The 26812-nt window shown below is 40.3% G+C and carries 23 protein-coding genes and 1 pseudogene; 8 read left to right on the top strand and 16 right to left on the bottom strand.

From position 1 onward, the window contains the following. Positions 1 to 37: 37 nt before the first annotated feature. The 3 genes from RMY32_RS05670 to RMY32_RS05660 form a co-directional block, all read right to left on the bottom strand. Positions 38 to 400: a phage holin family protein gene (locus RMY32_RS05670; RefSeq protein WP_289798955.1), complete on the bottom strand. Its 363-nt coding sequence runs from the start codon at positions 398 to 400 to the stop codon at positions 38 to 40. A 422-nt stretch (positions 401 to 822) separates the two neighbouring features. Further along, entirely contained in the window at positions 823 to 1506 is a 684-nt protein-coding gene (locus RMY32_RS05665; protein ID WP_322713151.1) for an ExbD/TolR family protein, read from the bottom strand. Between the two features lie 42 nt (positions 1507 to 1548). Next, positions 1549 to 2277 carry a MotA/TolQ/ExbB proton channel family protein gene (locus RMY32_RS05660; RefSeq protein WP_322713150.1) on the bottom strand — a complete coding sequence of 243 codons (729 nt, stop codon included), beginning with the start codon at positions 2275 to 2277 and terminating at the stop codon, positions 1549 to 1551. 397 nt (positions 2278 to 2674) lie between these two features. Between RMY32_RS05660 and trmB the strand changes: the two genes are divergently transcribed. From trmB to RMY32_RS05635, 5 genes are all read left to right on the top strand, one after another. Further along, a complete protein-coding gene (gene trmB, locus RMY32_RS05655; RefSeq protein WP_322713148.1) occupies positions 2675 to 3322 on the top strand; it encodes a tRNA (guanosine(46)-N7)-methyltransferase TrmB in 648 nt (215 codons plus the stop codon). Positions 3323 to 3756: 434 nt separating this feature from the next. Further along, positions 3757 to 4041, top strand: coding sequence for a hypothetical protein (locus RMY32_RS05650; RefSeq protein WP_322713146.1), 285 nt, complete (start codon positions 3757 to 3759; stop codon positions 4039 to 4041). 127 nt (positions 4042 to 4168) lie between these two features. Beyond that, positions 4169 to 4606, top strand: coding sequence for a nitrogen fixation protein (locus tag RMY32_RS05645; RefSeq protein ID WP_322713145.1), 438 nt, complete (start codon positions 4169 to 4171; stop codon positions 4604 to 4606). 426 nt (positions 4607 to 5032) lie between these two features. Next, positions 5033 to 6193 (top strand): aminoglycoside phosphotransferase family protein, encoded by a 1161-nt coding sequence (locus tag RMY32_RS05640; protein ID WP_322713144.1) that lies wholly within the window; start codon positions 5033 to 5035, stop codon positions 6191 to 6193. 29 nt (positions 6194 to 6222) lie between these two features. Then, the gene (locus tag RMY32_RS05635; RefSeq protein WP_322713143.1) at positions 6223 to 7323 is read left to right on the top strand and encodes a T3SS effector HopA1 family protein; all 1101 of its coding nucleotides are present in this window, start codon (positions 6223 to 6225) and stop codon (positions 7321 to 7323) included. Here RMY32_RS05635 and RMY32_RS05630 read toward each other — a convergent pair. Both RMY32_RS05630 and RMY32_RS05625 read right to left on the bottom strand, forming a co-directional pair. After that, positions 7320 to 7679, bottom strand: a complete 360-nt coding sequence (locus tag RMY32_RS05630) for a DUF5615 family PIN-like protein (protein WP_322713142.1) — start codon at positions 7677 to 7679, stop codon at positions 7320 to 7322. The two genes, RMY32_RS05635 and RMY32_RS05630, sit on opposite strands and share 4 nt — an antisense overlap. After that, positions 7657 to 8193, bottom strand: a complete 537-nt coding sequence (locus tag RMY32_RS05625; protein WP_322713140.1) for a hypothetical protein — start codon at positions 8191 to 8193, stop codon at positions 7657 to 7659. Before RMY32_RS05625 ends, RMY32_RS05630 begins: the two co-directional genes overlap by 23 nt. A 513-nt stretch (positions 8194 to 8706) precedes the next feature. Here RMY32_RS05625 and RMY32_RS05620 point away from each other — a divergent pair. Then, positions 8707 to 8886 carry a hypothetical protein gene (locus RMY32_RS05620; RefSeq protein WP_322713138.1) on the top strand — a complete coding sequence of 60 codons (180 nt, stop codon included), beginning with the start codon at positions 8707 to 8709 and terminating at the stop codon, positions 8884 to 8886. Between the two features lie 123 nt (positions 8887 to 9009). Here RMY32_RS05620 and RMY32_RS05615 read toward each other — a convergent pair whose 3' ends face one another. From RMY32_RS05615 to RMY32_RS05565, 11 genes and pseudogenes are all read right to left on the bottom strand, one after another. Next, positions 9010 to 9744, bottom strand: coding sequence for a peptidylprolyl isomerase (locus RMY32_RS05615; RefSeq protein WP_322713137.1), 735 nt, complete (start codon positions 9742 to 9744; stop codon positions 9010 to 9012). 115 nt (positions 9745 to 9859) lie between these two features. After that, the gene (locus RMY32_RS05610; RefSeq protein WP_322713136.1) at positions 9860 to 11383 is read right to left on the bottom strand and encodes an HlyD family efflux transporter periplasmic adaptor subunit; all 1524 of its coding nucleotides are present in this window, start codon (positions 11381 to 11383) and stop codon (positions 9860 to 9862) included. 65 nt (positions 11384 to 11448) lie between these two features. Continuing rightward, the gene (locus RMY32_RS05605) at positions 11449 to 14169 is read right to left on the bottom strand and encodes a peptidase domain-containing ABC transporter (protein WP_322713134.1); all 2721 of its coding nucleotides are present in this window, start codon (positions 14167 to 14169) and stop codon (positions 11449 to 11451) included. Further along, positions 14090 to 14692: a helix-turn-helix domain-containing protein gene (locus RMY32_RS05600; RefSeq protein ID WP_409882323.1), complete on the bottom strand. Its 603-nt coding sequence runs from the start codon at positions 14690 to 14692 to the stop codon at positions 14090 to 14092. The genes RMY32_RS05605 and RMY32_RS05600 overlap by 80 nt, the downstream gene beginning before the upstream one ends. A gap of 528 nt (positions 14693 to 15220) precedes the next feature. Further along, complete coding sequence (locus tag RMY32_RS05595; RefSeq protein WP_322713130.1) at positions 15221 to 16384, bottom strand: hybrid sensor histidine kinase/response regulator; 1164 nt, start codon at positions 16382 to 16384, stop codon at positions 15221 to 15223. 120 nt (positions 16385 to 16504) lie between these two features. After that, positions 16505 to 16951: a response regulator gene (locus tag RMY32_RS05590; protein ID WP_114080291.1), complete on the bottom strand. Its 447-nt coding sequence runs from the start codon at positions 16949 to 16951 to the stop codon at positions 16505 to 16507. After that, the gene (locus RMY32_RS05585) at positions 16896 to 19202 is read right to left on the bottom strand and encodes an ATP-binding protein (RefSeq protein WP_322713129.1); all 2307 of its coding nucleotides are present in this window, start codon (positions 19200 to 19202) and stop codon (positions 16896 to 16898) included. Before RMY32_RS05585 ends, RMY32_RS05590 begins: the two co-directional genes overlap by 56 nt. A 329-nt stretch (positions 19203 to 19531) precedes the next feature. Next, a complete protein-coding gene (locus tag RMY32_RS05580; protein WP_322713127.1) occupies positions 19532 to 21133 on the bottom strand; it encodes a dolichyl-phosphate-mannose--protein mannosyltransferase in 1602 nt (533 codons plus the stop codon). A gap of 6 nt (positions 21134 to 21139) precedes the next feature. Beyond that, on the bottom strand, positions 21140 to 21412 hold the full coding sequence (locus RMY32_RS05575) for a hypothetical protein (RefSeq protein WP_322713126.1): 273 nt from the start codon (positions 21410 to 21412) through the stop codon (positions 21140 to 21142). Positions 21413 to 21657: 245 nt separating this feature from the next. Further along, positions 21658 to 22017 carry a XisI protein gene (locus RMY32_RS05570; RefSeq protein ID WP_322713124.1) on the bottom strand — a complete coding sequence of 120 codons (360 nt, stop codon included), beginning with the start codon at positions 22015 to 22017 and terminating at the stop codon, positions 21658 to 21660. Further along, positions 21987 to 22235: pseudogene (locus tag RMY32_RS05565) on the bottom strand (element excision factor XisH family protein); the annotation flags it as partial. The pseudogene RMY32_RS05565 and the gene RMY32_RS05570, both read right to left, overlap by 31 nt. A 360-nt stretch (positions 22236 to 22595) precedes the next feature. On the opposite strand from RMY32_RS05565, the gene RMY32_RS05560 reads away from it, so the two are divergent. Further along, positions 22596 to 25313, top strand: a complete 2718-nt coding sequence (locus RMY32_RS05560) for a TnsA endonuclease N-terminal domain-containing protein (protein WP_322713122.1) — start codon at positions 22596 to 22598, stop codon at positions 25311 to 25313. After that, entirely contained in the window at positions 25314 to 26786 is a 1473-nt protein-coding gene (locus RMY32_RS05555) for an ATP-binding protein (RefSeq protein ID WP_322713121.1), read from the top strand. It begins immediately after the preceding gene. Positions 26787 to 26812: the final 26 nt, after the last annotated feature.

Here is a 26812-nt window from a genome sequence, read left to right as displayed (position 1 = left end):
GGAATTGTTAATAACTCCTCACTCCTAACTTTTTGCTTTATACGCCCAATATTTTGTAGATTAAGCTGTTAATTATAGTCAGCGTAAATGCCCCAATAACAGCACTCCAAATCCCGTAACGCAAGCGAAAGCCCTCGACTAACCAAGCAGCAATACTAAAACAAACCACGGCAATCATAAATGTGAAAATGCCAGATAATAAGTCTAATGTGAGTAGATTTGGTACTGCAAAAATGAGGCTTAAAATTGGTCTGACTATTGCTGTTACGATACCAAGCACTGCGGCAGAAAGAAACGCTTTCCCAGGAGTATCAATTTCAACTCCCAAAGGCAACTTACTAATTATCAACAAGCTGATAGCTGTTACGACCCAAACAATTAAAAGCGTTACGATGTTCATGCCACAACCCCTGATACTAATTCGTAATTCGTAATTCGTAATTCGTAATTAGGACACACTGAAAGACGCTTAATACAAGCGCTTTTCAATCTGTTAACCTATTTAGACATCCTTCCCCAATTTGGTATGAAATGTGGATGGTAATTGGTGATAAATTCCTCAGTCTATAGGTGGAAAAATCTTTATAGCTCAACCAATTATTTGTAAATTAGCAGTTTTTTTTTATCTAGCCGAGATTTATTCTAGATATCTTTAGGTTTGGAAAAAGGCTTGAAGGAAAAATGGGTAGTTATAAGTAGGGGAGCAGAGGACAAAAGGACAAAGGGACAAGGAGACAAAGGGGAATTATTGAACAAATCTCTTCCTTGTCTTCCTTGTCTACCTTGTCTCTTCTTCATTGCCCAATTTCCGATTTCCCTATCTCATCTTTTAAGAGGAGGTTGAGTTTGTTTGGGTGCTACAGGCGCTTGAGGCGCTGGTGAGTTAGGAACCACGGGAGAAATACCAGGATTGATGCCTTGCCCAGCTGGAGGCTGAGTGATGCTAGGAAAGGGTACAGAATTAGGTGCTAAGGGGAATTTTGGCGTAATATTTCCTTCGGGATTGATGCCTGGTACTGCACCAGTTCCAGGATTGATTGGGAAAGAGGGGACAGTAGGCTGGTTAGGTGAGTTCGTGGATGGTTGAGATGGGCCAGGAATAATTCCCAAAGAAACGCGATCGCCCCCTACTTGTCGTAGCAAATCTAATGTCTCAATCACATCATTGTAAGTTGCTGTGCGCGAAGCATTCAGCACAACAACAGCATTAGGGTTTGCTTGGAGATACTGTTTTAAACTCTGTCTCAAATCTTCCTGTTTTACAGGCTGTTTTTCTATGTAAGTATTGCCCACAGCATCGATGGTAACAATCACACTTCCACTTTGTGACGTTATTCCAGAGACTGTACTGGGGCTGGCTTTAGGCAAATCAACATTTATTGCCTGTTGCCGTGTAAATTGTAAAGCCGCTAATAAAAAAAATGTCAGGATACAAAAAACGACATCAATTAAAGGGATGATTTGAATTTGGACTTCTTCAATTGGAGTATGTAGATTAACTTTCATGTCTCATTCACAAACCTGGTTTGGGGGTTGAATTATTGACTATTAATTAGGTGTACTCGGGGGTTCAGGAGGTTCAGAAACTCTAGTCTTTCCTGGCTTGCGGGGTGGAGTGAAATTTTCTGGCACAATTGCTGATGTCCTATTGCTAAAGTCAGGAGGAGACTGGCGATAGAGCAATTCCATCTCATTCCCTGCCTTCCGAAAAACTTTGACTTGGTTGACTACAAAACTTTGAAATAGACGGTAAAATACCAAACTAATGATGGCAACTATTAGCCCACTTGCCGTACTAATTAAGGATTCACCAATACCAGTAGTCACCCCAGCGGTAGATTCAGTTCCCAAATCGCCAATCCGAATTGAGCGCAGAGAGTGGATTAAACCCAAAACTGTACCCAACAATCCTAGCAACGGCGCTAGAGCAATCACCGCTTCTAAAAGTTTTTCGCCCCTGCGCATCCCAGCTAATTCGTCTTCTGCTGTAGCCTCCAGTGCTAGTCGAAAAGTTTCCGCATCACTTTTGGCAAAACGTAGAGGGGCGTAGAGAAAACGCCCGACAGGCTGATGGCTTGCAAGTCTAGCCATGTCCGCAGCTACTTCCCAATTATCCTGGGCAGCATCCAAGACGCGATCGACTATTTGCTTTTCCTGAGTCAAAATTCGCAACCAGAACCACATACGCTCGAAAATGACACTCAAAGCCAGAATCGACAGAATGAGTAAAGGCCACATAGCTGGCCCACCCTTGTAAAACAAATCTAAAATATCCACTGTTTAAATTTCCTCCCTCCAGGACTAAAGCAAATGTGTTAAGGCATTTTAATTCTAGAGATTAATGCAAAATGAGGGGCTTCCAAAATATAAATTTCTCGAAAACCTAAAAAAACAGTGCAAGGATGATGTATGTGACTGAGACTGTTGTACTAACTTACTGCTGGGTAGGCAATCGAATGATAGATCGGTAATTTTTGGCATACTTTTGCTAAACTTCCTTGTAATACCAATTTGAAAAAAGAATGCAATACATAGATAAGACCTTACCCAACCCTCTACAAGGCTTTGGGGAGGGTGTGCGTCAGTAAGCGTGGGCATCTGCTCGCAAACATTTTTTTAATTGATATAACCTGAAATTTGATTACAGGATATTTTCACGTAAAGGAGAAAAATTTTGGCAGCAGTCCGAGTCCGCCAGCATGTTAATCCACTTGGTAAAAAGTATCAAACACCAGCAAGTCTCCAAGACTTGGAAGAAATTTATGCAAAGCCAAATCAACCACTACATTTAGATATTGGCTGCGCTAAGGGACTGTTTTTGTTGAATATGGCCAAGATAGAATCTAACTGGAATTTTCTCGGCTTGGAAATTCGAGAACCGCTGGTGGTGGAGGCGAATAAGTTACGTTCTGAATTAGGTTTAACAAACCTGCACTATTTATTTTGCAATGTGAATAACTCATTGCATTCACTTTTATCTTCCCTGCCTCCAGAAAATTTACAACGCGTTACTATTCAATTTCCCGATCCTTGGTTTAAAACCCGCCACGCTAAACGTCGTGTAGTCCAACCAGAACTAGTGGCAGACTTAGCTAAGTATCTTGCGGTTGGGGGGTTGGTATTTTTACAATCAGATATGGAATTTGTGGCTGTGGAAATGCGCGATCGCTTTGCAGCTAATTCAGCTTTTCAGAAAGTTGGTACAGAAGAATGGCTAGCTGAAAACCCCTTACCAGTCTCCACAGAAAGGGAAATAGGCACGCAAAAAAAAGGTGAACCTATTTATCGGGCTTTGTTTGAAAGAGTGAGAATTACAGATTAGAGATGTTTGTAATATCAACTCTCTCCCACAATTGGGGATTGGAAGTTTTCTTGAGCAGCCTTAAAACTCTTTAGTAGTATAGACATAAGTCTTATTTGTTATCTTGTTGTTAGACATTGCCCATCATCTGGGAAAGTTTTTGGGACATAAATGTTTCATTAAGGGTCAAAAAGTGAGTGAAATACTCTCTAATAATTGGTAAAAAAGCTTGATGCTGGAGTAATTAATAGATATATAATCTTGCTCAATAAATAGTTTTGACTAAAAATTGTCGATTTATTAGTTGATGACATAAAAGTTTTATTTATGTCTATAAAAAATTGGTATAATATAGTTAAAATATTTTTTTCATCCTTAGAATATAGACAGATTAGGTAATTACAGTATTTAGTGATTTAGCCTATATCTAGTTATATATTCTGAGGAAAAGCACAATGGAAAGGAATAAAAATAATTCAGATATTCAATTGGACATTAGCAATCTAATTGATAATGCTGTTAACAATGCAGTAGCACGACGGAATCTAGCTGAGGATTCAGAAGATGCTTTGCTAATTCTATCTGATGAAGCAATGGCAAACATTACAGGTGGTTTGACAAGCGCCGCAAGTATTTCTCTTGTGAAAGGACCGTTCGTTGCAGGTGGTATTTTTGTGAGAGAACCGATTACTTGTGGAATAATTGCACAAGACCCGAACTCAAATGCACAAGCCTTTTAAGTTGGTAGTAACTATTAAACTCTTGGACATTTAATTTGCTTATTTAGGTTGATGGAGAGCAGTCCGATCCGAAACTAGGTGTAAATCTCCATCAGCTTAAAAATACAATTCACTATAGGTTCAATTTATGGAAGACATCGCTACTGAAAAGACTACATTTTGCCCTAGTGCAAGACCAGAATGGCAAGACAGTGTTGTTTTCGGCGTCGTTGGTGGCACAGTCACAGAACCCCGCGTAGCTTATCTTAAGCACCCCCAACCTGTCACAGATGAACTAATAGCAAAGGCTAGTCCAGTAACACCCACTGAAATTTTTCGGACGGCTGCACCTTGTGCAACTAAGGGTTGTCAACATTTTGATGGTAAAGATTGTCGTTTAGCAATGCGAGTTGTAGAAAATTTGCCAAAGGTAGTAGACGATCTACCACCTTGTTCCATACGCCGAGATTGCCGATGGTGGCAGCAGGAAGGTAAGGCAGCTTGTATGCGTTGTCCACAAGTTATTACAGATAATTACAATCCCTCTGAATTACTACTGAAAGTGGCGACACCAACTGCTAGTTAAGCAAAGCTACAAAGTTTATTTAAGTAATTTAAGGAGAATATTATATCAATGAACATTCATCACAAACATCTTACAAGTCAAATTGAAATTACGAACTTGATTGAAGAAGCTGTTATGAATGCATCAGCAAGATGAAAACAAGTTTTAGAACAAGACTTGCTCCCAGAATTGTCTGAATAAGAATAGAAAAACATTACAGATAGAGCACTAAGAGATGCGATCGTTCTCATCAGTGGCTATTTACTGGGTTAATACTGCTATGCGTAATTTGTAATTGATATACCGCAGACATTTGATTAATTTGGAATGGGTGGTTTATTGACCCTGTAGTAGTAGTTTTAAGAATCCTTGCAAAAACAGTCTGTGGTAGTAACTCAACTACCACAGTTTTCTCTACATCGAAGTTGTTTGATAGATTTAAAACTTATGACATTTCTCTTAAACTCTCATAATGTTGTAGATTATTTAGTTACACAAAAATTATTTAATCAGTCAGAAAAACTACCGAGTAAGGTAGAACCAGTTACAGCTAAAAATTTTAATTTATTAGTTACTTTACCAAATGATAAAAAGCTACTTGTTAAGCAAGAGCGGCTTAATCAAGAAGGGAAAGCAGCTGGTGAATTTTTAAGTGAGTGGCGAATTCAAGAGTTTTTACAACGATTCCCAAACCTTAGCAACTACTGCTCATTTTTACCAGAAGTACTGCATTTTGATGCCGAGAATTCCATTATTGTCTTCAGATATCTGGATGATTATCGAGATTTAATGGATTTATACATCAAGGAAAATAGCTTTCCTACAGAAATCGCTACAGCAATTGGTAATATTTTAGGGACTATCCATCGTGATACTTTTAACCGTCAAGAATATCAGAAATTCTTTTCTAAAAATTCAGATAATTTCATGGCTGACCAAGTATCATATTTAGTTTGGAGATTAGAACGGCTTGAACCGGAAATTTTTAGTATAGTTCCTGGCGATGGGTTAAAGTTTTTTGCTCTATATCAACGTTATGATAGCTTGGGGCAGGCGATCGCAGAATTAGGTAATAGTGTAACGCCTTCTTGTCTCACCCATAATGATTTGAAACTAAATAATATTCTCCTTTACAAAGATTGGCAGAATTCCAGTAATAATATTGTTCGGCTAATTGATTGGGAACGCTCGACTTGGGGAGATCCAGCCTTTGATTTGGGAACACTTCTTGGCAGCTATGTACAAATCTGGCTTGGTAGCTTGGTTATCAGTAATTCTTTAAGTATTGAAGAGTCTCTACGTTTGGCAATAATACCTTTAGAACTGCTTCAGCCTTCAATTGGTACATTAACCATAGCTTATTTAAACACTTTTCCAGAAATTCTAGAACACCGCCCTGATTTTTTGCCACGGGTGGTGCAATTTACTGGTTTCGCTTTGATTCAACAGATTCAGGCAATGATTCAATATCAAAAATCTTTTGGCAATATGGGGATTGCTATGCTTCAGGTTGCTAAGACGTTATTAAGCCGTCCTGTACAATCAATGCCAACAATTTTTGGTGATGCTGCTGTTGAATTAATTCACCTGAGTAGTTCTGCTGTTTAAATCATTTTGTTATTACTAAAGTAATCGTTATGCAATTATTAAATTCTCCTCCAACTCAACTAGAAATTGGTTTAACTGGGCAATTACTGGATATTCTGCAAGATATTGTTCAAAAAATTGAGATAAAATCTGATTTCTCTATCCACCATCCAGATTACAAACCTTTAAAATTACCATCTGAGGCAGTAGAACGTTTTCAGAAAATGCCAACCCAGATGCAACAGAAATATCTGAGTCTGCAATTGCGGATTTTTCTTTACGGTATCTATTACAACGGTTCTATGCAAAGTACGTTGGCACTAGATAGAGAGGGAAATGGTTTGCCCCTGGATTTGGAGAATAATACTGTTTTAGGGGTAGATGTGGGATTTTATAAACGATTGCATGAAAGTAATTTTGGAGAGGGCTACTTTGACCCTGGTTGGTCTGTTTTGAGAGAAGAAAGTGATGGCAGTTTAGCCGTGAATAAAGGCGGTTTGAGGCTACATATTGAACGGAATAAGCATCTTCAACCTACTGAAGTGGCAGCTATGGTAGGTGATTCTGTCGCTATCAAGATGCCGAAGAATCTAGTGCAAAATGGCTTTTATGTGGCCGTTGGCAATGCAGGCTTGAGTCGTATTAAAGATATTAAAATTCATCCTGTAACTGTACGAATTTATATCAATGTAACTCCTGAAGGTGCTGTTGCAGTGATGAGGAGTTTAACACAAGGATTGAATGAGTTAGCAATTCCTTTCAGTTTTAAGGTTTTGTATAACCCCAAGGAATACCAACGCTACGATTCAGGAGTGCTTTACTTTGACAAGAAAAACTATGAAGTTGTTAGACAACTCTTAAAAATTGTTTATCAAGAACATCAATTGCATTTTAAGTCAGAAATTCCTTTATTTACCAAACAACTAGCACTAGGGTTGGGGTTGGCAGAAGAACCAGACCAAAAATTTGCTGTTCAAGAAAGTTTTGGTATGAATCGCTGCCAGATCGTGGCGAATGGATTACTGGAAGCTTGGTATCATGGGAATGACTTGCCAGAGCTTAGAATGCAGGCTATCTTTGGGCAATTTTCTCGTTTGGGAATTGAGTTGCAGCGCCCTTATATTAATGCCAATTCAAAAGATATTTATTAGTAGTTCCAGTGGTTAAGGGGAATAAACTGATTGGCTAGACTATAGTCCGATACTTCGATGTTAGCGATGGACTTGACAATACTCAGGTAACTCATACTTTTTGATGGGTCAGGGTGCTGGTAGACTGCTAAAATACCGGGATGATTTGGGTTTACTTTGTGGAGAGTTTGGAAATCATCGCAGTTGCGAGTCAGTAACACACGCTCTTGATGTCTTGCATAGTCAAGTACAACTGAGTCAGGCTTGCTCATCAAACCCGCTTCGTTGACTGTCAAAACATTGTGACCAGCACTTTGTAACAAATTAACTAAATGTTTTGCCTGGGAGTCTTCATCAATGAGTAGTTTTAGGCTCAAGGGAGACTCCTTGCTGTTCGAGGCGGTAACGCTCCTCTTCTGCTTCCAGTTTCAAGAGTTCTTGGTGATTTTCGCAATAGTGAATAGCTTCCTCGATCGCAACAAGGGGAAGGTTCCAATTGTCTGCTGCCTCTTCTATTGACATTTGGTTAACAACCATATCCTGCCAAACAGTCGAGGCAAGTAATTTTCGCCCTTTAATGTAAAGTTGCCGCCGCCACGGGTGAGTACGTTCCACCAGATATTGCCAGTCGCCTATTTGTGAAGATTCAAGTTCCGGGATAAGTAGGCGGACTTGCTCTTCTCTTGTGTGGAGAAACAGTTGAGTGCCAGGACGCATGTGGCGCTTGAGCATGACCATTAGGTCGATGGAACGCAGGATTGTTTCTTTGGTATTAGGAGCTGCGATCGCATCACGTAGCCAGTTGAGCTTTGCTTCTTGTTCTGGAGTAATGTTGAAGTTCTGTCGCTTGGTTTCTACCGTTTCTGGATTAGATGATATTGGCGTGGTCATGTTACCTCATAGCTAGGAATCAGTTTGATAAGTACAATATGAGTATATCAGACTTATTCAATTGATCTAACTGATGCGATCGCGCAGTTTGCAGCACGTCTCATTTGAGTTCGACAGATTGTAGCGAATAGCATGGAGTTTGGTTCTACTGCCAGAATGAAATAACCCTAAATTTTTATTGTTCAGTCTAAGAGGATTCTTGGACTGATTTTTTATTGGTTTTTCTAATTTGTATTAATAAACTAAGCAATTAAGAATAAAAAAGGTCATAAATATTTTATATATGTCATAAAATACAGGGTGCTTTATCCAAATAAATATGAAATTTTTATTTTTGGAAAAATAACGCACTACATTTTGTAATAAACAAAGCTATAAGTGCATTATTTATGGCACATTGTTTAGTAATACAAACCTTTAAATAATAGATTAAACACATTATTATATTAAGGGAATAGAAAATTTAAAAGTCTAATTCCAACTGAAAAAACTTTATTTAGGAGTAATTTAACAATGGCTAACATCGTCATCTCTAATCTACGTCCTGCTGGTGCTGAATTGTTCGATGGTTCTGAAAGCTTTATGAATGATTTGACCGATAGCGAACTGGATATCACTAAAGGTGGTCTTACTCCAGCCGTCTTTTTTGCTGGCGTTGCTGTTGGTGTTGGTATTACCTACTTGCTTAAGTAGAAATTAATTGACTCTTTTAAGAGTTGAAAGTTAAAATACCTGCATCTTCAAACTCAGATGCAGGTATTTTTTAGTAGCGAAAAACATCTGGATAGTCAATTGGAGAGATGAATAGTTATCTGTTTAAAAGGTTTGAATTACTTCAGACTGTTCAATTTGTTGTTTCAGCCACTCGGAGAATAAATCTGAAATGATATTTGTGCGGAGTTTTTCATTTAGGTCTGGCTGAATTAGTTCCTCTACTAAAATCAGGTGTATACCCTTAGATGTCACAATGGGTTTGAGAAGCTGTGGTGAGTTAGCTGCAAAAATAGCACCAGAAATTTCCGGCTTCAAATCCTCGCGGCGCAGTATCCCCAGATATCCACATTTTCGGCGTAACTCAGTATCCTGGATGTATTTGTGAGCAACATCATAAAAACTCATCTCACCTTCCTGAATAGCGTAGAAAAGTTCTAGCGCCAAATCTTCATCATCCAAGACTACCTCATACATAACCGCACCAGCAAATTCTAGCTGATGTTCAAAAAAGTAAGGTTCGATTTTATCTGAAAACAGATGTTGGCTTAATTTACCAACAAGTATACCGTGATAGAGCATTTCCTCAAAATCATCTAAGGATAAACCATGTTTTTCTAACCACTGCCATGTATCATCAGCACTGGTGAGTTTATTTATTAACCGTAATAAATCCGCTGCTTTTTGTAATTCTTCTGTCTCTACTTTAATCCCAGCTTTTTCAGCAGCAGATGTAATAACCTTGCGGTTAACAATCTCTTCAATGATCTCAGGAGTTTTACAAGATAGCTTGACTTGATTAAGAATATCTTCGTTGGTAATAGTGATAGATTGTGACATGATGTTTATCCTGAAATTAAGTAAACTAAATTAGAAGTAAAATAATCACTTCTTTACCTCAAAAGTAATAGGGATGGCTGATGAAATTGAGAAATCTAAAAGTAGCGTGAAATACCTACAATTTCACCCCACCCTGTTGCAACTTCTTAAACGGATCAAGTAGAAAATCAATAATTCGACGCTGGCGCACAATTACTTCAGCTGTCGCCGTATCTCCAGGATGCAAGGCAATACATTTATTAGCTGAGGAAATACAATTTTCTTTTAAGGAAATTTCCAAGTCATAAGCTGCCACCTTTTCATTAGGTGTTTCCACCTCTATGGTAGTAGGAGAAATATATAATAATTCTCCTTTCGCTATTCCATAATCCTGAAACGGATAAGCATCAAACTTTAACTTTACTGGCAATCCTCTTCGCAAAGAACCACTCTCAGTTGTCGCCATTTGCGCCCGAATTATTAAAGGCGAACCTTGAGGTGCAATCTCCGCAATCATTGCTCCAGGTTGCACTACAGAGCCAGGCCGTTGTATTGGTAACTGAAACACTTTTCCATTGACGGTGGCTCTTAACTCTCGTTGTCCTAACTGAAATTTTAACGAGACAATCTGACTCTTAGTTTGAGAAATTTCTGCCTGAAGCGTAGTAATTTCTGTCTCCAAACTCTTCTGTTGTTCATCAATTTTTAGCAAAGCAAGTTTGTTGGAACGAGTTAATGTCTGATAACTCCTTTCTTGTTCTTTCAGTCGCAACTGTGCCTGCTCAATATCTGCATTTGCTTGCCGAATAGTCCGCTCATAACTACTCTGTTGTTCTACCAAACGTAGTTTAGCCTGCTGAATATCTGACTGATTTTGTTCGTATAACTGTTGCTTGTCTTTAGCTATATCTTGCTTTTGCACAACATTAATTTCTGGAACGACTCCTGATTGCCAAAGACTGCGATAGCGTTCAACTTCTCGTTCGGTACTCGCCAAACTACTGTTTACTAACTTATTAGCTGTTTGACTATGCTCAAGAGTTTGCCGTGCCTGATTGACTTGAGCCAATTTTTCGTCTTTTTGTAAATCATAGGAATTTCTTAGAGCATTCATATTCTGTCGTGCTTGGTCAATTTGAGCTTGCTTTTCTAACTGTTGAGATTGGTTCTGTTGCTCTTGAGTTGTCAAAGATACAATTAACTGACTTTTAGATGAATTTAACTGAGAAAGTCGATTTAATTGTCCCTCCAATTTGTCCTGTGCCTGCCGTAACTCCGCCTTAACTAATTCTGATTCCAACACCAATAAAGTCTGCCCAGCTTTAACTAAATCACCTTCCTTTACCCGAATTTCGGCAACAGTACCCGCTACAGCAGCATCCAGCCTAACCGTCTTTCCCTTTGGTTCAAGTCGCCCTCTGGCTGTACCCGTTTCATCCACCTTAGATAGCATCGCCCAAGGTAAAATGATCGACACAAACACCACCAAAAAATACAGCAATCCTCTTGTCCAAACCTGGGGCAAGCTATCAAGTAAATCCTTGGTTGCATAAGCCCAATCATCAGTTGATATGGCTGGTGTTTGCTCCGTTAAAACTTCCTCGCGCTGTTCTACCTTATAAACTTGGGTTTTAACCCTTCCATTCAATGTGTTTGGCATGATTTTTCCTGATATCAATTTGGGATTTTGGGAGACAACGAAAGCTTTCTGCCTATCCTCTTGTTTCATCCCGCAACATCCATCTGCTGATGATTGAGATAAAAATAATGTCCCCGCTTCGCCATCAACTCTTGGTGAATCCCACTCTCAACCAACACGCCGCGATCCAGCACTAAAATCAAATCTGCATTTCGGACAGTTGAAAGCCGATGGGCGATTACTAAGGTGGTTCTACCTTTGAGAATTGTGTTTAAATTCGTCTGAATAATCCTTTCTGACTCTGCATCCAGATGGGAAGTCGCTTCATCTAAAACCAACAGCTTGGGATTGCCTAATAACGCTTTAGCGATCGCAATTCTTTGTCGCTGTCCTCCAGACAACATCCCCCCTCCTTCACCAATCTGGGTTTCATAACCCATAGGTAACTTTTTAATAAAGTCATCAGCACCCGCCAATCGCGCCGCCTCAATAATTTCTGCCAAAGTTGCCCCAGGATGTGCCAAGCTAATATTTTCCCGAATCGTTCCGCCAAACAAAAAGGTATCTTGGTCAACTACCCCAACTTGTTCGCGTAGAGAACGCAATGAAATACTGGTAATATCCTGTCCATCAATCAACACTTTGCCATCCGTGGGGGGATATAATCCCAAAACTAATTTAGAAATCGTGGTTTTACCCGAACCACTCCGTCCCACCAGGGCAACCATTTGCCCACTCTGGACTTCAAAACTGAGATTTTCTAAAACATTGATATCGCTTTCAGGATGATAGCGAAATGTCACGTTGTCAAAGCGAATGTTACCTTGAATGGGTGGTAAAGATTGCCGCGCTTGATGCTGCAAATCCTCTTCTGGTTCTGCATCCAACACATCATTAATGCGTTCCACTGCAATCACCACTTCTTGCAATTGATTCCACAAAACTGTTAATCGTTGGAAGGGTTTAATAATATTTCCCAACAACATATTAAATGCTACCAATTGCCCAATGGTTAGCTGATTGTGAATCACTTGATACGCCCCAAACCACAGCAATACAGTAGTTACCACTGCTTCAATTGTGTTGCTAAATATTTGCAGGCGATTGCTGATAACTTGCCCAGAGAAATTAGTTTTTACTTCTTTACTTAATAACTCTTCCCAATGCCAACGCACTGTTTGCTCTACTGCTGTAGATTTAACTGTTCGCACACCAGAAAGAGCTTCAATTAGATAGCTACTTTCATTAGCAACAGCATTAAATATTTCCCTAGAAATCCTTTGTAAAAAAGGTGTGGCAATCAATGCCAGCAGCAAAAAAGGCGGTACAATCACCAACACCAGCAACGCCATTTTCCAGCTGTACCAAAACATCAATCCTAAATAGATAAAGACAGTAACTAAATCTAAGAGGATGGACAACGCCTCACCAGAGAGGAAGCGTTGAATTTTACGGTTTTCTTGTACGCGAGAGATAATGTCTCCCACATAACGCGACTCAAAGTAACTCAAGGGTAGCCGCAGGGTATGGCGAATAAATCCGACAATTAGTGCTAAATCGAGCTTATTAGCTGTGTGGTCTAACAGATATTGTCGCAACCCTGTCATCGCTACACGAAATAAACTAAAAATCAGTAACCCTAACCCCACCGCCGTTAAGGTTAGTTCAGAACGCTGTACCACTACGCGGTCTAAAATTAACTGGGTAAATAAGGGAGTAACAAGTCCAAATATCTGGATAAATAAGGAAGCGACAAACACTTCCAGCATCACTAAAGAGTGAGGCTTCATCAATTCAAAGAATTGCCAAAAGGGGGTAGAAGTTTCTTTAGTATCCTTGAGCATTGCTGTCGGTTGCAGCAGCAATGTGTAACCAGTCCAGTTAGCTTTAAATTCCTGGTGGCTGAGGGTACGTTGACCAATAGCGGGGTCGGCGACAATGACGTGTTTGGGGGTAATTTCGTAGACAACAATGTAATGCTTGCCTTCCCAGTGAGCGATTGCAGGTAATTTTTGCTTCGCCAATTGGTCAAGACTCGCTTTCACCGGTCGCGTGCTAAACCCAATACTTTCCGCTGCCGCCGATAACCCCCGCAGTGACGAGCCATTGCGGTCAACATTGGCAATATCCCGCAGCCGATTTACACTAAAGTTTTTCCCCCAATAGCGAGACACCATCACTAAACAAGCTGCACCGCAATCCGATCCACTCTGTTGGGCAAAAAACGGATAGCGCCGAATCACACGCTGTAATAAATGCCCTACTCGCTGTGTGGAGTTGGGAAAATAGGCTTTGCTTATTTTTTTATCGCGTGGCTTTACTGCTGGCGTTGACAAAATACTCGTTTCATGAACCTGTTTTGAGTCAGATGCTGGGTAAGCTGAGTCCACCTGTTGACGATTACGGGATAGAGCTTTAGCCCACAAATGCTCCTGAATTTGAGGATATTTAGCCATCAATGGCCATAAAACTTCACCCGGAACAAAGCACAGTTGCAAGTTGATTGAAGCCCTGGCAGCGTAAGGTTTAAAGTCTCCCTCCTTAAACAAGGTAAATTCCCCAAATGAGTCACCTGTTTCTAAAGTGGCGATTAACTCATCGGCGCTATCTAGCAACCTGACTTTACCAGCGATCGCAATATAGATTCCTGGTTGAACATCGGTTCCTTGCCATAATTTGCCGACTTTCGGGTTGATAAATTTAACTTGTTGAAGATAGTGTTGAAATTCATCTGTCGAAAGAGAATGCCCCAGAATTTTGTTGAACTGTTGTAGAGTTACTAACTGAGCGGATATATCTTGCGCCATGAATGTCTACATCTTTTGCTAATTTTGCAAAGTTAATAGATAAAAATTCGGAATTATCAGGAATAACTGCCGATTTCAGGTCACTAATCAAAATTTTGGAACCTTGAGTCTGTTCAGTGCTGTTTTGTTCAGAATTGCTGGGTTTTGGTACTGTGGATAATCCCATCTGTTTGAGCAGTCGTTTGATATGGCGATCGCTCACCTCAATCCCAAATTCTTTCGCTAGATGTTTCCCTAACCAGTTAGCTGTCCATCGTCTAAAAGAATACCCATGATCGCGGGGACTACCTTTAATCAGTTCTTTCAAACGTTCTAAATACTCGTCATTTATTGCCTTCGGGCGACCAATGGGGCAATCTTGCCATTGGTGCGCCATCCCTGTTCGGGCTATGTGCATCCAATGCCTTGCTGTTGCTGGACAACACCCCAAAATTTGACAAATTTCAGTTTGGGTTTTTCCCTCATCTGCCAACAACATGATTTCAATACGTTGTTGGTAAGATTCGGGTAAAGTTTTTTCCAAACTTGCTAACAGTAATTTCCGTTGAAATGATGTTAAATACTTACTGTTAATTACTTTTATGTATCTTGTTTCAATTTTACTTTGGCAGTCCGACATATACGTATAATTAACTAGATTTGTGGACACACAAATGTTTTCTAAACCATGCAGAATTTTGCAATATCCTACTTCTAGAGATATTGCAAAAGCTAATTTTTTTGCAACTGTAATACTTATTACTATTTGTTTTTTATTTTATGCAATCAATAATTGAGTTAAGTAATATGTTTGACAACGGTTTTTAAATATTCCTTTTGTCAGCCTATATTAGGCTACAAATCCAATTTGTAAATTCCGAAAATAGTTGTTAAATTTTAGTAAATTTTTTGTAAATATAAATTTCTTCTGAGCAGAGAAAAAAGTGATAACGGAGTTGCCATTACCACGGATGAAAATTCGTTTGAGAGATTGCATACGTAAAGGCACAATATATTTATTGTGCCTCAATAATGAACTGTATTCCCCATATATGAAAATTGCTGTAACCGCTTAAACTTCTAGTAAAGGAAGAGTGACGGTAAAGGTTGTACCTACTCCAACTTGGCTATTAACTACAATTTCGCCCCCATGTGCATCGACACATTTTTTGGCGATCGCTAGCCCCAAGCCAGTACCAGGGATGTTTCCCACATTGTCCGCCCGTCGGAAAGGCTGAAACAATCGTTTTTGGTTTTCTTGAGGAATACCAATTCCCCAATCTTGAACTCGGAAAATTACTGCTTTTTCTTGACCAATTAGTTCAAAGCGCACCATGCCGCCCGGTAGTGAATACTTAATAGCATTGCTAAGTAAATTACCCAAAATGTGCCGCAGTAAGCTTTCATCCCATAAAGCTTCATCTAATTGCCCAAAACTGGCGAACACTAAAGTCAGATGCTTATCGTTTGCAATCAATCGAACTTCATCGACCATTTGGCGACAAAAAGCTTCTAAATCTAAGCAGATGACTTCAAAACCGAGTCTACCAGAATCAGCTTTGCCGATGAATGTAACTTCATCCAATAGCTGCGCCATGTTTTTAATTGCCGAGCGAATCATTTGCAAATGATTTTGTTTTTTCTCTTTAGTTAATCTTTCATCCTGATTTTGTAGCAATCCAGCAGCCAAGAGAATAGTATTTAGCGGATTGCGGATGTCATGGGAGAGCATTGAGACAAATTCAGATTTGAATTGGTTGAGTTCATTGGCTTTTACGAGTTCCGCAGTTCGTTCTTCAACCCTAGTTTGTAACGTTTCATTGACAGTGCGTAATGATTCTAAAACCTGCTTGCGCTCGATCGCATAACGCAAAGAGCGAACCAACACATCTACATTTACCTGTCGCTTGACAAGATAATCTTGCGCCCCTTGCCGCACTGCTTCAATTGCTAGTTCTTCGTCATTAGTATTTGTTAAAACAACAATCGGTATACTTGGCGCTCGATCAATCAGAGGAGGTAGAGATGACAATCCTTGGCTATCAGGTAGAGTTAAATCTAATAAAATAACATCATAATTACATTTACTTAGTTCCTGAAGTGCTTCGCCCAATCGCATCACATGAACCAAAGTAAACTCTTGGGACTGTGCTTGCATCAGAAACTCTTGTAACAACCTAGCAGAAGCTAGGTTATCCTCAATTAACAAGATTTTTACTGAGTAGCTCACAACCATAATCTTCAGGTTTCACCCCCTATTGCTGCTCTATCTTGTCATTTGTCATTTGTTATTCGTCATTCGTCATTAGTTATTCTCCCCTACCTCCCCTGCTCCCCTGCTCCCCTGCTCCCTGCCTCACTCTGATGGTAGCGTCACGGTAGAGAGCCAAAAATCTTCAATACTCTTGACGATTTGAAATAATTGGTTGAGGTTGCGAGATTTAGTGATATAGCAATTCACATGTAAATCGTAGCTGTGAAAAATGTCATCCTCATTTTTTGAGGTTGTTAGCACAACAACTGGAATACGCTTTAGTAGTGGGTCGGCTTTTATTTCCGCCAGCACTTCTCGACCGTCTTTTTTAGGTAAGTTCAAATCTAGCAGAATCAGGTCAGGGCGTAGCGCATCAGCATATTCACCTTCTTGGCGTAAATAAGCCATAGCATCTATACCATCCCTGACCGTTACCACTTGGTAGGGCACTGAACTATTTTTCAACGCTTCTTGGATTAAGCGAATGTCAGCTTTATTGTCCTCGACCAAAAAGATGGTTTTGTGTTTTTCTCCCGTTTCTACGCTCAAGTTCGCGTCCTCCAACTGGAATCGTAAAGTAGAAGGTTGCGCCTTCACCCAGTTCTGACTCTACCCAGATCCGCCCCCGGTGACATTCGACAATCTTCTTACAGATGGCTAAACCCATACCTGTACCAGTATATTCATCCCGCGTGTGTAAGCGCTGAAAAATTACGAAAATGCGATCGCTAAACTTCGGATCGATACCAATTCCATTATCCCGAACTGAGAATAGCCATGCATCTTCTATCCTTTCTGCTCCCACATGGATTTGTGGCGGCTGGTCGCTATGAAACTTGATGGCGTTACCGATAAGGTTTTGGAATAGCTGCATTAATTGAGTGCTGTCAGCCATAACTACTGGTAAGGGGTCGTGGGTGATAGTAGCGCCAGTTTCATTAATGCGTTGACGCAAATTGCCCAATCCCCGATTTAAGGCTGTCTCTACATCGTTCATTTGAAATGCGATCGCTTGCATATCCACTTTCGAGTATGCCAGCACGTCATCAATCAACGTCTGCATCAGGCTAACTCCCTGCACAGCGTAACTAATAAACTCCTGAGCATCTTCGTCAAGTTCTTCGCTATAGCGCATTTCTAACAGCTGGACGTAATTCACAACTTGATTGAGTGGTTCTTGCAAGTCATGGGAGGCGACGTAGGCAAACTTTTTCAGTTCGGCGTTAGAACGTTCTAAATCTTGTGCTAACTGAGCTAGTTCATCGGCTTGACGCAGGACAATATTAACAATTGCTTTCCGCAATTCTAATGCTGCTTTAACTTCTACATCTTTCCAAGGTAAAGATGTTAAGCGAACCGTTTCTTTCCACAGTTCAAATGATTTGCGCGGACACAGACGGACATTTCCTTCTAACTGGTTAACTTCAAACGCCTTATTAGGATCGCCACCCCAATTTACAGTTTGAATTACTTCTGGCCGGAACCACAAAACATAATTGCGCTTGGCGATGGGAATAGCTAATAAACCACTGGCGACATTTTTAAAACTTTCGGCATCTGGATAAATCTGTGGCAAAGAATCTGTATAAAATACTTCTTCTTCAACATTATTTTTCAGCCATTGGACTAAAAAATTCAGGTCTTCTTCTCTAGGGGTTTCACCAACTACTGTACAATTTCCCCCAAAACAAACGGCTGCACCTTGAGCGCTGGCCAAATCTAAAAGATGTTGAGGGTTTTTAACTAAACCATCAATGAAGTTTTCTTCTTGAGACATGTATTCAATCAAGATTGATTGAAGGTGTGTGAGATTTATCCGGTGATAGTAGTCTTCTGTCTCTTCTCTAGCCGAGATTTCTGCAAATATTACTCGCCCTAAAAATTCGCAAGCTTTACGCAATTCATAGGAAACATGTTTAGGAGATTGATGGTGGCAAGCAATTAATCCCCAGAGTTTTTGGTCTTTAATTAAAGAGATAGTAAGCGAAGCACCAACACCCATATTATGCAAGTACTCGGTATGGCAGGAAGCAGCACTTCTGAGAATAGAGTTGGTTAAATTAATCGGGCGATCGCTAATTGGATTATTGACAGGAAAAAGCTTGACTGGCTGAGAATAAGCATCCGGGATGATTCTGATCGAATTAGCAGCAAATAACTTTCTCGCTGGTTTGGGAATATCTGACTCTGGATAATGCAGCCCTAAATATGGTTCTAAGCTTTCTAGCTTTTCTTCAGCGACAACGGAACCATGCCCATCATCATCAAATTTATATAACATTACCCTGTCAAATTCCGTTATTTTCCGAACTTCTTGAACGATAACTTGACAAAAGTCCCGGAGATTTGCTGTTTTTTCTAATTGATTAATAGATGCTCTAGCTAGATGATAAAAGCTTAAAAACGGGATATTTTCTTGAGTAAGAGCAGGTTCTAACTCCAAGATTAAAAATCCTTCTGTATTGCGGTGAAATACTGCATCAAATACTACGTATTCATCACCTTTTTTTCGCACCCAAACTTTGGTGGGATTAATAAAATCAAGATTTTCCCCGGACAGCCCTGTTTTAATTCTCTCGATTTGAAAGGGATCTAGTAAATCTTCTAGTTTTTTGTGCAACATATTTTCGGGAGCAATTCCGAAAATCTTTAATGTATTAGTGCTAACTTGTAATATTTTTAGCTCAGGCTCCTCCAAGACTAACAGGACACCATGAGGCTGAATTTGGCTAGAAATATGAATCGGTGCCTCTTTCAAGCTAATTAAATTAATACCTGGCAATTGTAAGTTCATTTCCATGACGATCCTCCTGTGTTGTCCGGGAGCATCAAAACTAGAGTATCTATAATAATGCAGAATGATGAATGTAAAAATTTTATAATTTTTCATTCATCATTTTTACTTAGTATCTAATTTCCCATGCCCTGGTGTTGCGTTTTGCAGCCTTAGTTTTATCTGCTTGTGCTTTGAAAAGTCTAACAGTGACTAAAGTTACATAGCGATAAGAAATATAAAAACCATGTGATTAAACAATTCTGTATATGTATAGCTATGTTAAGTTGAAAAATAAGTTAGGAGTTAGGAGTTTGGAGTTATTATTTCAATACCCCATGCCCCATGCCCTTCAATCAAATCCAAGAATTGAACCACATTCGCAGCTTGTAACCGTTAGGAGAAAGAGGTAAACCTAAATAAATGGGCATCCAGAAAATAAAAGCAGCCAGAATGATAAAAGTAATGGTGACACCTAGCGCCCGGAGTTGTTGATAATAACTGCAAAGACACCGATCGACAAACCAAGCGATCGCTAAAAATACAAACACCACTGCACACATATAGTGGTAGATAAAAACACACCTTGTCACTTTCACCCAAGGTAATAAGTTCGCAGCATAATTTATAACTAAATATAAAGCAATCCAAGTATCAACACTCAGGGTTGCAGGCATAGAAAAACGCTTTTCTTTCACCCAAGGAATTACCGCTTGTGACACCAGCATCCCTATTAAAAATAACATAGCAGCAACACCAAACCACCACAAAAATGGATTGCCCATTGCATGGACATCATAAATAACTTGTCCAGCACCAGCAGGTAAAGGCGGCCCCATCACAGGTAAGGGTTCGCTGATACTTTCAGCCGTTTGATAATAATATGCCATTGGTCGAGTCATCAAAGGCCATTTATACCAAGCAGCACAGTAAGGATGTACGTTAGGACTATTACCACCTAGATGTAAATGAAACTTCAAAATTTGCTGATGTACTGCAATAAATCCATAAGTTTTATCTAATTGAAGGTGAGGAATCCAGATGATGCTATAGATAAAAGCTGGGATAATTCCTAGATAAAACAGCATTTGAAAAATATTTAGCTGAATTAAATTTTGTAGTGGTGATTGAGATGAGGAAGATGAAAGCAATGAGGGAGAATAAGTAGAAACTCCTGCCTCCAGACTCCTGCTTCCTGCCGACGCTCGCGGACTCGCTAACGCTGCGCTATCCTGCCTCCTGTCTTCTGACTCCTGACTTTCGCCTCCTGCCTCCTGCTCTAATGAAGGGGATTGAAAAAAGAATTTGGAGTTAGAGAAAGAATGTATCAAATACATTATCCAAGCTACTATCCAAATGAGATAAGCACCTGATAAAAACCATAAACCATTCCACTTAGTACCAACTGAGGCGCCAAAACCAATGCCAGCAAAAACTAACCAAAAAGAACGTCGGCGATTTTGATTATCTAATGCCAATAATAAAAACCAGTGCCCTAACAAACCAAAAATGACGATATAAATATTACTTAGAGCATACCGAGACTCAACTAGAAAAATACCATCACAAGCTGTGAATAATCCTGCAAGTATTGCAAAGGTACGACGATAACTTAACTGATAAGCGATCGCAGCTACAACTAAAGGGATAAATGAGCCAATGAGGGCATTTAACCAACGATAAGTCCAAGGCGATCGCAATGAACCTGTCAGCCCATTCACCGTATCGTGCCAAAAAGGAATGTGACTGCCAATCCAAATGCCGATACCGATCATATATTGACTTAGCGGCGGATGAGCATTAAAAAATGGTGTATGCGTAAGATAATTATTACCAAATTTGGCAAAGTAAACTTCATCAAATACCAGAGTGTTGAATCGCTCCAGTCCCCAAAACCGTAAGGCAAGTGAGAGAATAAATACACTCACCATCCCAATTCGGAACCACTTTTTAGTCATTTGTCATTAGTCATTTGTTATTGGGCGTTGGCATGGGAAATAGGGGATGAGTCTTTGATACTCGTGAATGAATGAGTCTTTAATACTCCAAGAAGCTCGCCTCAAGTGCCAGCCTACCTCATAATCTTGAGTAGGTAAACCATCTTTGTCGGGCAATTGTTTGAGAATGATTGTTCCTACAATTGTTGTAGTTTCCTTTTCGACAATTGCCCAAGATCCATTCTCACCTAAGTTACTATATTGAATTCGGGCAACCCCCAAGAATTTACATAAAGCCATTCCAGATATTTGTGATTAATAAATCAATCTATACTGAAAAATGCAGGTGTCAAGTAACCCATACATTCAAAACTAAAAAGAAATCTGACGGCGAAAAAGAAGGCCCGCACCTAGCCCCCATAAATACAATTTAGAGGTTTGCTCTGTACGGATAGCTCGGTCAAAAGTTTTGTAGACAATTACATAAACAAAATATGGCGATCGCTATACTATGGGCAATTATCCAGAAGTTTAACTACCGTTGGCTATGCAATGGCAAATTCTGAATCTTTCCGCAGTTCTTCAGACCGAAATCCCAATACAATCCGATCTTTTGGTATACCTGCTTTCACCAATTCCGTTGCTACCCCCTCTTCAGTGCCATCACGTTGAATCCAAATTTTGCCATCAATAATATCAATGTGAATTAGACAGCCATGAACGCGACGCGTTGCAGTTGGAGAGAGTTCTGGCACTGGTTCTCGACCAAGAATCATTACCAAATATCGATCCTGTTCTTTATCAAAAATAGTTTCATGCTGAATATTGCCGTAAGAGTAAGGAATCTTTGTATGTTCAGTAAGAACGCTGCAAATTAGCTGCCTGTATTGCTCCAGATTAGCCATCGGACTATAACCTCCCGCTTTGGATTAAAAACGATGAGAGGAATTTTGTAATCTTCCAATATAAGTTTACCAAGCGGTTCTTCCTCAAAAATGTCAGTAAAAACATCCTCATGAACAGCGATATATAAAACTCTATCTGGATAATTGCGGGACATTACAGCAAGGTAGGTAAAGTACTGACCAATTGCCTGTTCTAGGTCTGCTACTTCTGAGTCGCCACTGAAGGTTTTTGTGCTTTTAACCCCTAGATGACCAAATTTTGAATCATACCCTGACCAAAAATTAACGACATTTCAAGGGTTATAGCCTAAACAGAACATAAAACTTTGCATAGAATTGTGACCGCGTGTCCTGATTGTGAATCATAATAAAGCCTAGAGTTGTCACAACTAAAAACCGAAAACTTTTCCCGAATAATTCTCTAAAAATGACTAATAGGTACAACTTAGATGACAAGATATGGTTCAAAGTGACTAAGATATGATTCAATTCGCATCTTCTTGGTGTTTTGAGAAGACTGTTATGAAGTTTGTGAATTCCCTGTATCACATAGGTCACGCCAAGGAGGTGAGGCTCAAATGAACGAATTAGAGTTTAAAGATTGGTGTAGGGAACAGCAACTAGCAACCCACACCATTGATTTGATTGCACAGATAAGGGAATCCCCGCCCTCACGTCGGGTACAAGGACGAACCAAGAACGTTTGTGGCGTGTACCCTAGTTCAAAAATGGGGGTCACAATTCAATTCGAGAGCCATACAGTGGAATTGTGGGCGATTTACCTGATGGAACACGACCCACAAGTTTTAGAGTTCTACGACCAGCCACCACCATTCAAAATCCAGTATAAAAATCAAGCAGGGCGTAATATAGGTCACTATCATACCCCTGACTTTTTTGTATTACGTCATGATGGTGCTTGCTGGGAGGAGTGGAAAACAGTTAAGGAACTAGAGAAATTAGCACAAAAATATCCTGGGCGTTATCAAAACACAGCATCCGGTCATTGGCGTTGCCCACCAGGAGAAGCACACGCATCACAATTTGGTCTAAAATACTGCGTTCGTACTGATGCCGAATTGAATCCCGTCTTTACCCAGAACTTGATGTTTTTGTCAGATTACCTGGGATTTAAATCAAATTTGACAACAGATGTTACACACTCAGTTCTGGCTTACCTAAAAGCAAATCCAGGAATAACGATTGCGGCATTGCTACAAGAATTAAATGATGTATGTGCCAATGACATATACATCATGATTGCAACTGAGCTTCTGTACGTGGATTTGTCTGCTGTCCCCTTAGTTGAACATTACAGGACACGATTATGGGTAAGTCAACAAAATCATGACGCTTATACACACGCATCTGTTGTATCTGTAACTACAAAGAATACTCCCAGTAGTCCCACAACACTGCTACCTAACACAGCCCTTGAGTGGGATTCGGCGCTATGGACTTTAGTTAACTATGGCGAGACCACAACCACGCTATTACCAGAGTCAGGCTTTCCAATACAGTTGCCCACAGTATTTTTTCTTCAGTTATTCGACAGTGGCACCATTAAAATCCATAACGGAGTTACAGATGCAACTATAAATGAAACAGTACGGACTTTAATGGAGACCGCTTCTCCAGTTCATTTAAAAGAAGCGAACCGAAAATTTAATATAGTACAGGCATATTTTCAGCGCCATACAGATATCTATCAAGACATCAACCCACGTACCTTGCGTAGATGGGTACAACAGTTCCGTGAAGCAGAAGCAAGTTTAGGTTGCGGTTATGTCGGGTTGCTACCACGGACACATCAGCAAGGGAATCGTCAACCAAAATCGCCAACAGATTCAAGTGAATTATTAGATAAATTTATTAAAGAGCATTTTGAAACACCAAGACAAGCGACAGGCGCTTCAGTATATCGGGCGTATGTCAGAGCCTGTACAGCATTAAATATACAACCCCTTAGTAACCGGACTTTCTACCAGCGTTTAAAAAAACGCCCAACCCATGAGCAGACATTAAAGCGTCAGGGAGCAAAAGCCGCATACGCAACAGAGCCTTTTGTCTGGGAACTAGCTTTAAATACACGTCCTCACGGAAACCGTCCTCTGGAGATAGTTCATATCGACCATACCGAACTTGATATTGAATTACGATCACTTGCTACAGGTCGGTTACTGGGACGACCTTGGCTAACATTATTGACTGATGCCTATTCCCGGCGAATCTTGGCAGTTTATCTGACTTTTGATGCACCTTCTTACAGGTCTTGCATGATGGGGCTACGTATTTTAGTCCAACGCCAAGGTCGTTTTCCCTCAACACTTGTTGTTGATGGAGGCAAAGAATTCCACAGTATATACTTTGACACATTGCTGGCACGTTATCACTGCACCAAGAAAACAAGACCAGGTGGTAAACCCCGTTTTGGGTCAGTAATTGAACGATTATTTGGGACGACAAATACTGAGTTTATCTATAACCTACTAGGTAACACCCAAGCAAGTAAACAGCCCCGCCAACTCACCAAAACTGTTGACCCAAAACAGTTAGCTGTCTGGAATTTGGGGGATTTATATACTTACCTGACCCAATGGGCTTACTCAATTTACGACTCAAATTATCACGACTCATTGGGTGCGTCTCCAGACGTTGTTTATACCGAAGGGTTGTCAATTGCCGGAGAACGCTTACACCGAAGAATTGCCTATAACGAAGAGTTCCTCATGGCAACACGTCCTTCCACCCCCAAAGGTCAGGCGAAAGTTCAGCCGGGATATGGGATTAAAGTCAATTATCTCTACTATTGGAGTGATGCTTTCCGCAATCCCAATGTAGAAAAAACATTAGTACCAGTACGCTACGACCCTTTTGATATGGGAGTTGCTTACGCCTATGTTGATGGGCGCTGGGTGAGATGTATCTCTCAGTATTACAGTACTTTCGTGGGACGCACTGAAAAAGAAGTGTTGTTAGCTGCACAAGAAATTAGGCAATTGAACAAACGTAGCGCCACGGCGACGAATTTGAATGCTAAACATTTAGCTGACTTCATTGCCAATGTCCAAGAACATGAAGCCTTGTTGTTGCAAAGATTACGTGATTTGGAAAGTAAACGCTTACTAGACAATTTAACGTCTAGTAATTCTTCTGACCCATCAGTAAACCAAGTTCATTCAACATTTGCTGTATTGGCACAACAGAGTGAAGATGTTACATCGCAGCACGTACCATCTCGAAACGTTGAACCGTTGGATCTAAGTTCACTGCCAATATTAGCGGAATACAAATAGATGGATTTAAACCTTAATGGAAGCTCTAGCAATAACATAAACTTACTTACTCAATTTAAGGAGTATGCAGTTTTACATCCACAGTTAGCACGGGTAGATATGCTGCTCATGCGTGCGATTAGAGAACCTGCTGGATTTGCTCATGTGTTGGTTTATGGGCCAAGTGGTGTGGGCAAGACGACAATGATACGGCAAATTGCTCGACGTTTAAATGCTCCTCACAGTGAGGATTCTGTATCAAATGACTCAAGCTACCGCAACGGTTATGCACCTCAATTACCTCTTTTGCTCATAGAGACACGTCCACCTGATAGTGGCGTGTTTAATCGAACTGACTATTACCGGACTGCGCTAAAGCTTTTGGACGAGCCATTCTACGAGCGTCGTAGCATTGTAGACATCGATACGTCGGAGGCATGGGAGAAAAAAGGGCGTGGACGTAGTAGCAAGACTTCCCAGTTTAATGATTCTCCAGAACTACGCCACGCATTAGAAGAGGCGATGACCAAACGTAGTGTACGCGCGGTTATCCTCGATGAAGCGCAACATTTAATGAAGATTGGGACTGGAAGTAATTCTGGCAAGCTTTTAGACCAGTTGGACTGGATTAAATCCATGACCAATGTTACGGGTGTTTTACACATCCTGATTGGTACTTACGAACTGTTAAATTTTCGGAATTTAAGTGGTCAAGCATCCCGGCGCGGTCTGGATATCCACTTTCCACGCTATTTGTACCAAAATGAACAAGACCGTTTGGATTTTCAGGCAGCGTTATTGGCACTCCTGAAGCAAGTACCTCTTGATATTAATATTCCCGAATTAATGCAGCATTGGCTTTACTTCTATGAGCATTCTATTGGCTGTCTTGGAGTCCTAAAAGACTGGCTCATCAGATCTGTGGCTGCGGCATTAGATGATGGAAATAAAGCTTTAACTTTAAAACAATTACACGAGCATACTCTAACGCTAGCGCAGTGCGAACGTATGGCAATAGAAGCAACTGAAGGCGAAGAAAAACTGAGCTATATGGAGAGCCGCCGCGAACACTTATGGCATTTGCTACAAATAGGAATGGGTTCAACCGATGTACCGACTAGTGCAGTTCCCTCTGAAACTCCGCTCGTTGGTAGCGAAATCACTTCATCGAAAACAGAGTCACCACCTAAAACAAAGCGGACTCGGAAAAAGCCAAACGTACCTGCACCACAAGAATTTACGACCACAACAGCAAACGATATCCCCGTAGAGCCAGCCCCGAAGAAAAAGCAGACTCGCAAGAAAACTACATCTATTCCTGATCTTGAAATTACTGAAACGCCACTTAGTAATTCTAGTACTGACCTTCAGGCGATAACCCAGGACACGCAACAGCAAACAGATAAGAGCCGTGAGAAAAAGTCAGGCACACGGGTTGGACAACGCAAACCCAAGCGAGACACTGTTGGGCATGAATCACAGTCAACGATATAAGAATGATAATCATGCGGGTGGGGGAA

The sequence above is a fragment of the Nostoc sp. ChiSLP03a genome, from assembly GCF_034531215.2.
Lineage (GTDB): Bacteria > Cyanobacteriota > Cyanobacteriia > Cyanobacteriales > Nostocaceae > Nostoc.
The sequence above is the reverse complement of the archived record's forward strand: the minus strand, read 5'-3'. Positions and strand labels throughout refer to the sequence as shown.